This is a genomic window from Bradyrhizobium sp. UFLA05-112, assembly GCF_053572325.1.
In genome coordinates this window covers 34,166-47,799 of sequence record NZ_JBANBK010000066.1, presented here as the reverse complement: position 1 = coordinate 47,799, position 13,634 = coordinate 34,166, and the positions used below count along the sequence as shown (strand labels likewise).

General features: G+C 63.9%; 9 protein-coding genes. 2 read left to right on the top strand and 7 right to left on the bottom strand.

Going from position 1 to position 13,634, the window contains the following annotated elements; translation table 11 throughout:
• Positions 1–144: 144 nt before the first annotated feature.
• The gene (locus SO180_RS30615; protein ID WP_449382552.1) at positions 145–2,118 is read right to left on the bottom strand and encodes a hypothetical protein; all 1,974 of its coding nucleotides are present in this window, start codon (positions 2,116–2,118) and stop codon (positions 145–147) included.
• A gap of 248 nt (positions 2,119–2,366) precedes the next feature.
• On the opposite strand from SO180_RS30615, the gene SO180_RS30610 reads away from it, so the two are divergent.
• Both SO180_RS30610 and SO180_RS30605 read left to right on the top strand, forming a co-directional pair.
• Positions 2,367–4,679 (top strand): NADP-dependent malic enzyme, encoded by a 2,313-nt coding sequence (locus SO180_RS30610; protein WP_449382551.1) that lies wholly within the window; start codon positions 2,367–2,369, stop codon positions 4,677–4,679.
• A 283-nt stretch (positions 4,680–4,962) separates the two neighbouring features.
• The gene (locus SO180_RS30605) at positions 4,963–5,415 is read left to right on the top strand and encodes a DoxX family protein (RefSeq protein ID WP_449382550.1); all 453 of its coding nucleotides are present in this window, start codon (positions 4,963–4,965) and stop codon (positions 5,413–5,415) included.
• 333 nt (positions 5,416–5,748) lie between these two features.
• On the opposite strand, the gene SO180_RS30600 is transcribed toward SO180_RS30605, so the two are convergent.
• The 6 genes from SO180_RS30600 to SO180_RS30575 form a co-directional block, all read right to left on the bottom strand.
• A complete protein-coding gene (locus tag SO180_RS30600) occupies positions 5,749–6,675 on the bottom strand; it encodes a nucleoside hydrolase (RefSeq protein WP_449382549.1) in 927 nt (308 codons plus the stop codon).
• 212 nt (positions 6,676–6,887) lie between these two features.
• Complete coding sequence (locus tag SO180_RS30595) at positions 6,888–7,529, bottom strand: HAD-IA family hydrolase (RefSeq protein ID WP_449382548.1); 642 nt, start codon at positions 7,527–7,529, stop codon at positions 6,888–6,890.
• A gap of 124 nt (positions 7,530–7,653) precedes the next feature.
• Positions 7,654–8,217 carry a DinB family protein gene (locus SO180_RS30590; RefSeq protein WP_449382547.1) on the bottom strand — a complete coding sequence of 188 codons (564 nt, stop codon included), beginning with the start codon at positions 8,215–8,217 and terminating at the stop codon, positions 7,654–7,656.
• Positions 8,218–8,383: 166 nt separating this feature from the next.
• The gene (gene uvrA, locus SO180_RS30585; protein WP_449382546.1) at positions 8,384–11,359 is read right to left on the bottom strand and encodes an excinuclease ABC subunit UvrA; all 2,976 of its coding nucleotides are present in this window, start codon (positions 11,357–11,359) and stop codon (positions 8,384–8,386) included.
• Between the two features lie 265 nt (positions 11,360–11,624).
• Complete coding sequence (locus SO180_RS30580; RefSeq protein WP_449382545.1) at positions 11,625–12,293, bottom strand: outer membrane protein; 669 nt, start codon at positions 12,291–12,293, stop codon at positions 11,625–11,627.
• Positions 12,294–12,529: 236 nt separating this feature from the next.
• Positions 12,530–13,300, bottom strand: coding sequence for an outer membrane protein (locus SO180_RS30575; RefSeq protein WP_449382544.1), 771 nt, complete (start codon positions 13,298–13,300; stop codon positions 12,530–12,532).
• Positions 13,301–13,634 lie beyond the last annotated feature (334 nt).

The following is a 13,634-nucleotide window of genomic DNA, read 5'->3' as shown; positions in this document are numbered from 1 at the left end:
CAGGTTGAATGGATTCAGCAACCTCAGTCTGGCCTCAGACCCGGTCGCTATCCACTCCCCATGGAATCTTCGCTGCAATCGCAATGACGAAGAATGAGGGCTGTCCACGAGTCTAATTTTCACCGAACCCGCGAAAGATGCGCCCTACAACCCCGTCGACGCCTCGATCTTGAATTGCGCGAGCGCGGTCTGCGGCTCGATCTGCAACAGTTGCATCAATTGCATCAGCGGCACCTTGGCACGCGGCGTGAGCTTGATGGTGAGCGTCTGACCGGGTGTTTCGACGAAGCTTGCGATGGCATCCACCGCCGTGCCCGCATCCGGATTGGCCGCGGCGACTTCCGCGCGATGCACCCTGACGCTGTCGGCGAGCGCTTGGCGCGCGGCGTCGCGGCTGAGATTTTTCCCCCGTGCATACTGCGTCACCGCGGAATCGACGCCGCCGCTGTCGCGCAGTGCGAACTCAATGGTGCCAGTCTCGACCTGGGCTACCTGGCCCATGAGCTGCGCCAAGTCGGCAGAGAACAGCCCGCGCGGTACGTTGCCGAGTGCGACGCGCAATTGTGCTCTTGCGATACCTCCGATGTCGAGGGTCGCCGGCGCCAGCGCGAAGCTGTTGGACTGCTCGGTCCAGGCTGCGCCGAGATCGAGGTCGATCGGGAGCTTGTCGATCCCGCCGGCGATCAATGGAAGCTGCTTCGGATCGGATGGATCGGTCGGCGTGACCAGTTTGGCGATGATGTGGGCCTTGGTCGGGATTGAGCCCACCATTTGCCCCCAGTTCACGCTCAGCGTGTCGATTGTGACCAGCTTCTTGGTGGTCTTATAGGGCGCGGCAACCCCCTTGACCTCGGCGCCTTCCAGCACCCGGAACAGACCGAGCATCTGATCCGGCGAGGGCGCCTTCCCGGGGCTCGCGACGCTCGCTGCCCAGCGCATCAGGCTCGCCACGCTGAAGGATTTCAGCGCGAAGCGCTCCACCTTGAACTGCCCCTGTGGCGCGGGTGCGTCGAGGCCCTCGAGCGAGAGCTCGCCTTGGGCGTATTTGATCGCATTCAGACGGGCGGTCCCTTGCGGCGTGCCCATCGACAGATTGCTGATCTCGATCTTGCCGACGCGCAGGCCCTCATACATCGCGGCCACCTTCTCCATCATCTCGCGCCCCTGCGCAGGCGTCGGTGGAGACGATGGGTCGTTTGGCAGCAAGGCCAGAAACTCGGCCGGCCGGAATTTTGACGGCTGAAATCCGAGGTCCTCGATGGCGATCCCATCGACTTGCGCGCGCACTCCTTGTGTCGATGTCAGCACATAGGGGCCGACCGAAATCCTCCGGTAGGCCTGATGATAGCTGTCGTCATTGGCCTTCTCTGGATCGAGGGCAGCGAGCACGGCACTCACGTCGACATCGTCGATGACCATGTCGGAAAACTCGCCGACGAGCTTGTCGGGCTTGGCCGCCTGTGGCGTGCCGAAGCTGAAAACGGCGCGATCGATCTTCGCCGTATCGACCTTCCCGCGGTTGACGTTGCGGATCGCGAGTCCCGAATAGGTGATCTCGCCGCTGCCGGCCGCGTTTGAGCCGGTATTCATGGTGACGCTCACGGTCGGCACCGAGACCGAGGCCGCCGTGATGCTCGCATACTGCTCGAGCGCGAAGCGGTAGGCGTCGACCAGCGAGGGTGAGGCCGGCGCGCCCTGGGCGCGGGTCGGGCCGGAGTAGCCGGTCACCGTGATCTGCGGGATCTTGTACGTTGCCTTTACCTTCGCCGGGCCGGCGGCTCCGTCGATGGCAAGCTCGGCGCCTGCGATGTCGATCGTCTCGGCCGAAAAATGCGCCTCGTCGGTCTGGCGGATGCCGGCCGCCTTGATGCTGGCGACCTTGAGCCCGGCGAGCGGTGGCTGTCCCGGCTCGATGGCGATGTCCTCGACCGTCAGGGTCCGCGTCATCAGGTCGAACGCCACCTTGCCATGGCTCGCCTTGCCGCCGCGGCTGCGGATCTGGTCGAAGCTCGCCTCGACCTCGGCGGTGGCGCGGTGCTGAACGTAGAGATTGAAGCCGAGCCATCCGCCTCCCACCAGAACGGCAAGCGCGATCAGGCCGGTCAGGATTCGTCTCATGCGGTCAGCTCCAGTTGCTGGCTCAGGGCAGAACAACCTGCCATATTCGCAATAGCTTGCACGGTCCAGGGAAAGCTATGGTTTTCAAATGTTTGACGGCGCGGTCTGTTGATGGGGCTGCAATCGGATGTTGCCACCAAGCCGCCGGCCGTGCTTGATCCCGTTTCCATGATCCGGAATACCGCCTTTTAGGGCGGGCCGGTCAGGGAAGAGACCTTTGGGCTGCAAAACGCGAGGCGAGGCACGGCATGTCGTCTTATTCTGAAGATCTCCACCAGGCGGCGCTGGCCTATCACCGTCTGCCGCGGCCCGGAAAGCTCGAGATCCAGGCGAGCAAGCCTCTCGCCAACCAGCGCGACCTTGCGCTCGCCTATTCGCCGGGCGTCGCCGCCGCCTGCACCGAGATCGCCAACAATCCGGCCGAAGCCGCCACGCTGACGTCCCGCGCCAACCTGGTCGCTGTGGTCTCCAACGGCACCGCGGTCCTGGGCCTCGGCAATATCGGCCCGCTGGCCTCCAAGCCCGTGATGGAAGGCAAGGCGGTCCTGTTCAAGAAATTCGCCGGCATCGACGTCTTCGACATCGAGATCGCCGCCGACACCATCGAACGCGTGGTCGAGACGGTGGCGGCGCTGGAGCCGACCTTCGGTGGCATCAATCTCGAGGACATCAAGGGACCCGAATGTTTCGAGATCGAAGCGCGGTTGAAGGAGCGCATGAAGATTCCGGTCTTCCATGACGACCAGCATGGCACCGCGATCATCGTTGCCGCCGCGATCAGCAACGGCCTGCGGCTGAACGGCAAGAAGCTCTCGGACGTCAAGATCGTCGCGTCGGGGGCAGGGGCGGCGGCGCTCGCGACGTTGAACCTCCTGGTCTCGATGGGCGCACAGCGCAAGAACATCTGGGTCTGCGACATCGACGGCCTCGTCTATGACGGGCGCAACACTCTGATGGACCGCTGGAAGGCGGTCTATGCCCAGAAGACCGATAAGCGCACGCTGGCCGACGTGATCGGCGGGGCCGATATCTTCATCGGGCTCTCGGCACCGGGCGTGCTGACGCCCGATATGGCCAAGGCGATGGCCGACCATCCGCTGATCATGGCGCTTGCGAACCCGACGCCGGAGATCATGCCGGAGGAGGCGCGCAAGGCGCGTCCCGACGCCATGATCTGCACCGGGCGGTCCGACTACCCGAACCAGGTCAACAACGTCCTCTGCTTCCCCTTTATCTTCCGCGGCGCGCTCGACGTCGGCGCCACCGCGATCAATGAGGAGATGAAGCATGCAGCGGTCGATGCCATCGCGCAGCTCGCGCGCGAGGCACCATCGGACGCGGTCTCACAAGGCAGCTTCGACACCGGCGAGGCGGGCGGCTTCGGCCCGGGCTCGCTGATCCCGAGCCCATTTGATCCTCGGCTTATCCTGCGCATCGCGCCGGCGGTCGCCAAGGCCGCGATGGAATCCGGGGTTGCGACGCGTTCCATCACCAATTTCGACGAATATGCCGCCCAGCTCACGCGCTTCGCCTTCCGCTCCGGCATCGTCATGAAGCCGATGTTCGCCAAGGCCAAGACCCAGCCGGTGCGCGTGATCTACGCCGAGGGCGAGGACGAGCGCGTGCTGCGCGCCACGCAGGTGGTGCTGGAGGAGAAGCTCGCGCGTCCTATCCTGGTCGGCCGTCCGTCTGTGGTCGAGGCCCGCATCAAGCGCTTCGGTCTCTCGATCAAGGCGGGCAAGGATTTCGACCTGGTCAACCCCGAGGACGATCCCCGCTACCGCTCGTATGTGCAGTCCTATGTCGAGGTCGCTGGCCGCCGCGGCGTCACGCCGGAGGGAGCGCGCACCGTGGTGCGCACCAACAACACCGTGATCGCGGCGCTTGCCGTGGGACGCGGCGAGGCAGATGCGATGCTCTGCGGCGTCGAGGGCCGCTACATGAGCCATCTGCGCCACGTCCGCGAGATCATCGGCTTCTCGAGCGGGATCAGCGACTATGCGGCGCTGGCGCTGCTGATCACCACCAAGGGCGCGTTCTTCATCGCGGATACCCAGGTGCGGCCCAATCCGAGCGCGGAGGAGCTGGCCGAGATCGCTGCGCTCGCGGCCATCCACGTGCAGCGCTTCACGCTGAAGCCGAAGGTCGCCTTCGTGTCACACTCGGATTTCGGCAGCTATGACACGGACTCATCGCGCAAGATGCGCCGGGCGATCCAGCTCCTGAAGGAGAAGCATCCGGAGATCGAGGCCGATGGCGAGATGCAGGCCGATACCGCGCTGTCGGGGGCGGCACGCAAGCTGGTCCTGCCGCACTCGAACCTGGAAGGCGAGGCCAACATCCTGATCATGCCGACGCTGGATGCGGCCAACATCGCCTACCAGACCATCAAGGTGCTCGCGGACGCGCTTCCCGTCGGGCCGATCCTGATCGGCCCGGCGCGGCCGGCACACATCCTCACGCCGGGTGTCACCGCGCGCGGCATCCTCAACATGACCGCGGTTGCCGTGGTGGAGGCCCAGGAGCGGGCGGCACGGCAGCAGCCGAGTTTGTTTACGTAAGGGGGCACCTCGCCCCGCTTGGCGGAGGAAACCGAATTCGAGCGCAGCTCGAATTCGGGCGAGGGGGAAGTTTCCGCGGGACCGTTTGTTACTCGCCTCTGGGAGGGGCTTCGGGGACTCCAACCAAAAATATCGAAAACAACCCCATGCAAAGTAGCGCGGTGGTCCCCGGCAAGGATGACAACTTCCGGATTTCTCCTTTGAAAACCGCCCGTAGAATCTTCATAATCGCGTCGTCGTCGCGTCAGCGTCCCGCCCTTAAAGCAATGCCAAGAGGCCGACCATGCCAGCGTTCGTGACTTTCGGGCGAATCCTGTTCGCCGTGCTGTTCATCTATACGGGCGCCACGAAGCTGTTCGCGATACAGGCGACGGCCGATTTCATCGCCAGCAAGGTCACCGTGCCCGAGATGATCGCGCCCTATGCGCAGCAGGTCGAGCAGGCCACCAGCATGACGACGCCGCAATTGCTCGCGATCGCCGTCGGCGGGCTCGAGATCATCGCGGGGCTGATGATCGCGCTGAACTTCGGCGCGCGCTTCTTTGCGATGCTGCTGATCATCTACGTCGCGATCTCGACGTTCCTGTTCTACGACTTCTGGAACCAGACCCCGCCCGAGAACGGCAAGATGCTGGTTGACGCGCTGAAAAACCTCTCGATCATCGGCGCGCTGTTCATGATCATGGGCTATGGCCGCGCCACGCGCCCGGTCGAGGCGGCCTACGGCGACGTGTAAGGTATCCAGCAAGTTCGCGCCCCAGCCAGCCTGCGCCTCCGAGAGCGCGGTGGTCGCGGTCCGTCCGTTGTCATCAGGGCTGCGCGCGCCGGGCAGGTGGCGCGTGATGGCATAGAGCATGATGGGATTAAGCTTGATTGTTGCCTCAACGAAGGTGCACTCCATCCCCCGCCTGCGGGGGAGGGCTGGGGAGAGGGTGTCTCCTCAGGTGAACAATCCCCAAGTGGAGAGAGCCCTCACCCGGCGCTTCGCGCCGACCTCTCCCGCAGGCGGGAGAGGTTGAGCAAGCCCGTGGCCAATCGATTCAACCAAAACCCATCGCGCTTTAGGCGGCTACGAATTCTTCGCTTCGGCAAATGCCTTCAACTTCAAAAAGAAGTCCCTCAGGATCGGATTCCGGTCCACGTAGGTCACGTACCTGATCGCATGTCGGCTGCGATCGATGCTCCACGTCATCTGCTCCGTTACGACAGGCGCCGGGATGATAACGCTCGGCGCCCAATCCGGGTTCAGGAGCCAGCCGACCGGCGCCATGTCCCAGATTTCCTTCGACCAGCCGAGGTGATCGGGCGCGTAGTCCTTGAAGCGCATCGCCAGGAACGCGCCGATGCTGCCGCAAGGTTCGACATAGCGCTCGATTTCCGGCACCGTGCTGTGAAGATGCGAGGTGACGCCCTTGCACGGCACCAGCACCAGGGGCACGCCGCTGTCGAACAGCACCTGGGCACCCCCGACATCCTGCTTGAGATTGAATTCGATCGTGTGTGGCCATTCCAGCGCATGGCCGCCGAGCCACACCACCACGACGCGATCCCTGATATCGGGCGCTTTGAGAAGTGCTGAGGCGACGTTGCTGATGGCACCAATGGCAACGATGTAGAGCGGCTTGTCAGGCGATCCGGCCCGCGCTCGCGCGATCATGTCTTCGACCGCGGGCGCCTCGCGGGCCTCCTTCCGAGGGCCGACATAGTCGGTGACGCCGCGATGAACCAGGCCGTCGGGTGAGATGTTCAAACGCTCCAACAGACGCAGGATTTCCTGGTAGCTCAGCTCCATGCCGTGGCCCGGGCTGGTCGCGCGCTTGTTGAAGAACGGGGCGGCGTAGATCGCCTCGACGTCGAAGCGCTCCTTCGAGAGCAGCATCTGGACGAGCGCGAACTGATCGTCGATTTCGTTGTAGGTATCGGTATCGAGCACGACGCGCACCTTGCCGACTGGCGGCGCCAAAAGCTTCAGACGGGCGGCTTCCGTGATGGGCATCGTCACCTCCTTGTTGGCGCATAGGATGGGTTGTTAGCTAGTTTTACTGCGTTACAAGACCCTCATGGTGAGGAGCGCGGAGCGCGTCTCCGGACGATGCTGCGCATCGCCGGGCGAACCATGAAGGCCGGGATCTCACCCGCGGCCATCCTTCGAGACGCGCGTTCCGCGCTCCTCAGGATGAGGGAAGGGGGGCTTGTGACGCAGTAGAGCTAACCCACCCTAAGCTTGCGGCACAATGCGTCCGCTATCTCGTCCATCTGTTCAAACGTGTGATCGGGCGCCAGCGCCCGCAACGCCGCCGGCGCCGCATAACCCCAGCATACCGCTCCGCACGCAGTCCCCACCGCGCGCGCCGCCTCGATATCGCGGACCTCGTCGCCGATCGCGATCACCTGGTTTGGCTGCACGCCGGCGCGACGGATGACCCGGCGGAATTTGGCGGGCTTGCCGAACAGCGAGGCGGCGCAGTCGAAATGCGCGAACAGGCTCGCTGTCGCACCTAGCTTCTCGCGCGCATTGACTTCGCTGTCCGATGTCACCATCGCGAGCTGTACGCCGCTTGCGGCAAGCGTGTGCAGCATGGCCTCGACGCCGGCGAACAGGGAAATCTCCGCAGTTGCCTCCGCCTTCAGCCGCCGCGCATGCCGCGCGATCGCCGGCAGCTTCCACAAGGGCACCTCGAGCCGCCGCAGGATCTCGCGCGTCGAAGCATGCCGCAGGCTCTCGACCTCCTCATCGGCCACGCGGCGAAAGCCGAAGCGATCGGCGACGTCGTTGATGGTGCGCAGAAACCACGGAAAGCTGTCGGCCAGCGTGCCGTCGAGATCGAAGATGGCGAGGGAGTAGGGCATGAAATCCAGACGTAGGGCGGCTTAGCGGAGCGTAACCCGCCGCTTTCGCCGAAGACAAGTTGGCGGATTACGCTCCGCTAATCCGCCCTACGAAGAGAGAGCTGACGCTGTTCGATCCGTCCAGCTAGGATTTCCACACCGTGTCCTCGGCCCAGCCGAGCTCGGCGAACTCGGCAGCCCGCAGCGGCGCTTCTCCCTCCGCAAAGAATTCGTCGAGCTGAGGCGGCGCAACGTTCGTTTCGGACAGCATGGCGTGCGCCTGCCCGCGATGATGGATCTGATGTTGAAACAGATGCATCAGCAGCCGGTCGCGGCGTTCAGTTTGGACGCGCGTGTCGCGGTTGATCCGGGCAGAGCCATTGAGAAGCTCAGGCGTCAGCGCGTCGCAGACGGCGATCAAGCGCTGGTCGGTTGCGGCTTGCGCGGGTTTCAGCGCGGCAATTGAAGGATACGGAATCTCGTTCTTCCAGGCAGCCGGTCCGAGCCATCCTCCCTCGAGCGCGTCTACATAGAAGAGGTCAATGACATGGATATGGTTCAGCGTTCGTTGAATGCTCGGGAAGAAGCCGGTCCGTTCGGCTTCGAAGTCAGCTTGGGACAACGCGGCGCAGGCGGTGAGCAGCCGATGGTTCGCCCAGGCATTATTGTGGGCGAAAGCGCGGTAGGTTTGGACGAGCCCGGCGGACATGTCGGTTCTCCCATGCAGTCAGCGCCACGAGTGCTCGGCCTGGCGATTGAGTAGTCCGCGTGAGCGAAGCGATATGCGGGGCCGTAAAACGGACTCTATAGTCCCGGATGTCGCTTCACTCGTCCGGTCTACGCCGATCTGACGCGAACGCATGCAGTCCAATCGCCTACTCCGCTGCCTCGCTCGTGCTCCTGCGCTTCGGCTTGCCCGCCTTCTTCAGCACCGGCTCAAGGAATTTCCCTGTGTAGCTCCGCGGCGCCTTCACGATGTCTTCCGGCGGACCCCAGGCGACGATCTCGCCGCCGCCGTCGCCGCCTTCGGGGCCGAGATCGATGACCCAGTCGGCCGTCTTGATGACCTCGAGATTGTGCTCGATGACGACGACCGTATTGCCCTGCGCGACCAGCTCGTGCAGCACCTCCAGCAGCTTCTTGACGTCGTGGAAGTGCAGGCCCGTCGTGGGCTCGTCCAGGATGTAGAGCGTGCGACCGGTGGCGCGTTTTGACAGCTCTTTCGCCAACTTGACGCGCTGGGCTTCGCCGCCGGAGAGCGTGGTGGCCTGCTGGCCGACATGGATGTAGTCGAGGCCGACGCGGTGCAGCGTATTGAAGGTTTCGCGGACGCGCGGTACCGCCTTGAAGAACTCGGCGGCTTCCTCGACGGTCATGTCGAGCACGTCGGCGATGCTCTTGCCCTTGAACAGGACCTCCAGCGTCTCGCGGTTGTAGCGCTTGCCCTTGCAGACGTCGCAGGTGACGTAGACGTCGGGCAGGAAGTGCATCTCGATCTTGATGACGCCGTCGCCCTGGCAGGCCTCGCAGCGGCCGCCCTTGACGTTGAACGAGAATCGGCCGGGCTCGTAGCCGCGTGCCTTCGCTTCGGGAAGGCCGGCGAACCATTCGCGGATCGGCGTGAAGGCGCCGGTGTAGGTCGCGGGGTTGGAGCGCGGGGTGCGGCCGATCGGCGACTGGTCGATGTCGATGATCTTGTCGATGTGCTCGAGGCCCTCGATGCGGTCGTGTGGAGCTGCGCCTTCGCTGGCGCCGTTCAGCTTGCGGGCGATGGCGCGGTAGAGCGTGTCGATGAGGAGCGTCGACTTGCCGCCGCCGGAGACGCCGGTGACGCAGGTGAACAGGCCGAGCGGAATCTCCGCCGTGACGTTCTTGAGGTTATTGCCGCGCGCATTCACCACCTTGATGGTGCGGCGATGGTTCGGCGGGCGCCGCTCCGGCACCTCGACCTCGAGCTCGCCGGTGAGATACTTGCCGGTGAGCGATTTCGGGTTGCGCATGATCTCGGCGGGCGTGCCTTCGGCGACGATGTGGCCGCCATGCATGCCCGCACCGGGGCCGATGTCGAGGACGTAGTCGGCGAGGCGAATGGCGTCCTCATCATGCTCGACCACGACCACGGTATTGCCGAGGTCGCGCAAGCGCTTGAGCGTATCGAGCAGGCGCGCATTATCGCGCTGGTGCAGGCCGATCGACGGCTCGTCCAGCACGTAGAGCACGCCTGTCAGCCCCGAGCCGATCTGCGAGGCCAGGCGGATGCGCTGGCTCTCGCCACCGGACAGCGTGCCGGAGGAGCGGGAGAGGGTGAGATAGTTGAGGCCGACGTCGAGCAGGAAGGTGAGGCGCTCGCGGATTTCCTTGAGGATGCGTCCCGCGATTTCGTTCTGCTGCTTGTTCAGCGCTTCGGGCACGCCCTCGAACCATTCGCCGGCGCGCTTCACCGAGAGCTCGGAGATCTCACCGATATGCCTGCCGCCGACCTTGACGCAGAGCGCCTCCGGCTTGAGCCGAAAGCCCTTGCAGGCCTCGCAGGGGACGTCGTGGAAATACTTCGCCAGCTCCTCGCGCGCCCACTCGCTCTCGGTCTCGCGATAGCGGCGGTTGATGTTGGTGATGACGCCCTCGAACGGCTTCTTGGTGTCGTAGGAGCGGACGCCGTCTTCATAGGAGAATTTGATCTCGTCTTCGCCCGAGCCATGGAGGATCGCGTTCTGCGTCTTCTTCGGCAGATCCTTCCACTTGGTTGTCAGCGTGAACTTGTAGTGCTTGCCGAGCGCCGTCAGCGTCTGCGTGTAGTAGGGGGACGACGATTTGGCCCAGGGCGCGATCGCGCCCTTGCCGATCGCGAGCTCCTTGTCGGGGATGACGAGGTCTTCGTCGACATGCTGCTCGACGCCAAGGCCGCCGCAGGCGGGGCAGGCGCCGTAGGGGTTGTTGAAGGAGAACAGCCGCGGCTCGATCTCGGGGATGGTGAAGCCGGAAACCGGGCAGGCGAACTTTTCCGAGAACAGGATGCGCTCTGGCCCGCTCTTGTCGTGGATCTTGGCGGTCTTCTTTTTCTCCTCGGTGGGAGCGGCCGCCGGTGCGTCCGCGAACTCGACGACGGCGAGGCCCTCGGCCAGCTTCAGCGCAGTCTCAAAGCTCTCGGCGAGGCGCTGGCCGATATCGGCGCGCACCACGATGCGGTCGACGACGACGTCGATGTCGTGCGGGAATTTCTTGTCGAGCGTCGGCGCTTCAGCCAGCTCGTAGAAACTGCCGTCGATCTTGACGCGCTGGAAGCCCTTCTTGAGCCATTCCGCAAGCTCCTTCCTGTACTCGCCCTTGCGGCCGCGCACGACCGGGGCGAGCAGATAGAGGCGGGTACCTTCGGTCAGCGCCAGCACGCGGTCGACCATCTGCGAGACGGTCTGGCTCTCGATCGGCAGGCCGGTTGCGGGCGAATAGGGTACACCGACGCGCGCCCAGAGCAGGCGCATATAGTCGTAGATCTCAGTCACCGTGCCGACGGTTGAGCGCGGGTTCTTCGAGGTCGTCTTCTGCTCGATCGAAATGGCGGGCGACAGGCCGTCGATCTGGTCGACGTCCGGCTTCTGCATCATCTCCAGAAACTGGCGGGCATAGGCCGACAGCGACTCGACATAGCGGCGCTGGCCCTCGGCGTAGATGGTGTCGAAGGCGAGCGAGGATTTTCCGGAGCCAGACAGCCCGGTGAACACCACGAGCTTGTCGCGGGGAATCTCGACGTCGATGTTCTTGAGGTTGTGCTCGCGCGCGCCACGGATCGTAATTGCGCGCAGGTGTGATCCCGCGTTCTGTTGTTGGCGCTTCGCCTTGATCACTTCGTCCATCCCAGTGGTCCCCAAGGAGATTCCCACGCTGCGCGGCCGCGCCGGCGTTCAGGCGCGCCTCGCCCGGAACCGGGGATGGACGCCGTTGGGTAGGCTGCGAACGTAGGAAGAACGAGAGCGGATTTCCAGTGCGAGTTGCGAATCGTCAACGGATTGTTGTGGCGCTGGCGGCACTTGGCAGTAGCGAGGGCGCAAGGCCCGTCCGGAACAAAAAAAGGCCGGCGCAAGGCCGGTCTTTCCGTCGAGAATTCGCGTCAGGCGAAGCTCAGTACTTCGCAACCACCGGGCCACCGAAGTGGTAGTTCACGCCGACCTGGAACGTGTGCAGGTTGAGCGTGCCCGAGGGAACGGTGCCGGTGAAATAGTTCTCGCTGCCGAGGCTGCGATAGAGGTACTCGCCCTTCACCGACCACTGCGGGGCGAAGAAGGCTTCGACGCCCGCGCCGACCGTCCAGCCCGAGTGGAACTTGCTGTCGGAGACGGTCACGCCGAGGGCCGAGACGCTGATCTTGTTGTCGATCCAGGCGTAGCCGCCGGTCGCGTAGAGCAGGACCTGATCGAAGGCGACGCCGACGCGGCCGCGCACGGTGCCGAGCGCATCGGTCTTCGAGCTCACCGTGACGCCGAGTGCGGTCGCCGAGGCATTCACGTCAGCCCAGCCGCCATCGGCTTCGAGACCGAACACGATGTTGCTGGTCTGCCAGTTGTAGCCGACCGTGCCACCGGCGAAACCACCCTTCAACTTCGGGTCAGTGGAGGTGTTTTCCCAGGCGTAGCCGCCGAAGCCACCGAGGTAGAAGCCGGTCCAGTTATAGACCGCCGCTGCGGCCACCGGAGCCTTGGTGTAGGGGCGGGCCGCCAGATCGGCAGCCATGGCCGGAGCGAACGCGCTGAGTGCGAACAAACTGGCCGAAGCCAACAAAACCTTCTTCATTTTCAACTTAATCCCAGTCCCAGTTTCTGTTTTTGCCTTCCGTGCGCGGAAGGACAGCGGACGCTCTGGTCCAACTGAGGTCGTGCTTACACCAGTGAAGCCCATAGTTGTGTACCCGAGAAGCCACACCACGCCAAAACGTGTAAGTGTAGCTGACCTATTCTCGCCGAATGCATGCGCGCAGCAAAAAGGCCGGCGTTAGCCGGCCTTTTCGAGAAGAATAGTTTTGGCGGAGATCAGTACTTCGCGATGAGCGGGCCGCCCCAACGATAGTTCAGGCGGACGAGGCCCATATCGACGTCCTGGCCGATTCGGTCGCTGCCGAACGACAAACCGCCGGGCGTTGTGAAGCCAATGGTGCGGTGGCCGAGGAAGAGGTGGTCGTACTCGACGCCCACCGACCAGTTCGGCGCAAAGCCAAATTCCAGGCCGGCGCCGACTGTACCACCCCAACGCGTTTCGCGAGCCGAAGCCAGCAGCGCGCCGCTTGGGACGTCGAAGACGTCATACTTGTCGCCGACAACCGCACCGCCGCCCTTCACATAGAACAGCACGTTGTTCCAGGCATAGCCGATTTGGCCAGTGATCAGGCCGAAGGAGTCGATGCGCGAACGGTTGCGGTCGGTCAGGAAGACGGCGCTGGTGTTGTCGCCCCGGAAGTCGGCCCAGTTGCCCTGGCCTTCGAAGCCGAACACCCACTGGCTGGTCTGCCAGCGATAGCCGATCTGACCACCGACCGTGCCGCCGGTTGCGTTGTGGCAGCCTTCACCCACGAGACTGCCGGGGACGCCAGTCACGAAGCCGGTGCTGTCCACGAAGTCCCAGCATTTGTGGGCCGAGCCGCCGCCGCCGTTGATGCCGATGTAGAAGCCGCTCCAGTCGTAGATTGCGGCGACCGCCGGGGGCGGAGCCTTCACGTATGGACGCGCCGCGAGATCCGCTGCGCTCGCCGGAGCCGACAGGCTCAGCGCAACGGCACCAACGACCCCCACCAAGATCTTCTTCATTTCTGTCCCTCCGGCTGTACCCGCTTCTTTAGTCCCCGAAGCGGTCAATCAGGCGCGACGCCCAATGAATTGATGTCGCACCAAGCGTAGTCTGATTTGGAGGTAGAGTCCGTCTCCAAAAAGCAACAGTCGCGAGTGAACTGGGAGGTTCCTAAGTTAATGAATGTTAAGCGGTATTTCGCGCGCGCTGGAACCCGAAAAAGTTCCATGCGGTTCCGGTGATTTTTCGAGTATGCAACCCCATGTTGCGCGCGCATCCGGTCGCCGCCCATAGGAACAAAGCTGGAACGCTGCCTGCCCAGGTGCTATATGTGGGGATAACCTGCGGGACCGC

Excerpts from the sequence above, each read along its gene's own strand:
- SO180_RS30615 (WP_449382552.1), bottom strand. The coding sequence starts at position 2,118 with ATGAGACGAATCCTGACCGGCCTGATCGCGCTTGCCGTTCTGGTGGGA.
- SO180_RS30610 (WP_449382551.1), top strand. The coding sequence starts at position 2,367 with ATGTCGTCTTATTCTGAAGATCTCCACCAGGCGGCGCTGGCCTATCAC.
- SO180_RS30605 (WP_449382550.1), top strand. The coding sequence starts at position 4,963 with ATGCCAGCGTTCGTGACTTTCGGGCGAATCCTGTTCGCCGTGCTGTTC.
- SO180_RS30600 (WP_449382549.1), bottom strand. The coding sequence starts at position 6,675 with ATGCCCATCACGGAAGCCGCCCGTCTGAAGCTTTTGGCGCCGCCAGTC.
- SO180_RS30595 (WP_449382548.1), bottom strand. The coding sequence starts at position 7,529 with ATGCCCTACTCCCTCGCCATCTTCGATCTCGACGGCACGCTGGCCGAC.
- SO180_RS30590 (WP_449382547.1), bottom strand. The coding sequence starts at position 8,217 with ATGTCCGCCGGGCTCGTCCAAACCTACCGCGCTTTCGCCCACAATAAT.
- uvrA (WP_449382546.1), bottom strand. The coding sequence starts at position 11,359 with ATGGACGAAGTGATCAAGGCGAAGCGCCAACAACAGAACGCGGGATCA.
- SO180_RS30580 (WP_449382545.1), bottom strand. The coding sequence starts at position 12,293 with ATGAAGAAGGTTTTGTTGGCTTCGGCCAGTTTGTTCGCACTCAGCGCG.
- SO180_RS30575 (WP_449382544.1), bottom strand. The coding sequence starts at position 13,300 with ATGAAGAAGATCTTGGTGGGGGTCGTTGGTGCCGTTGCGCTGAGCCTG.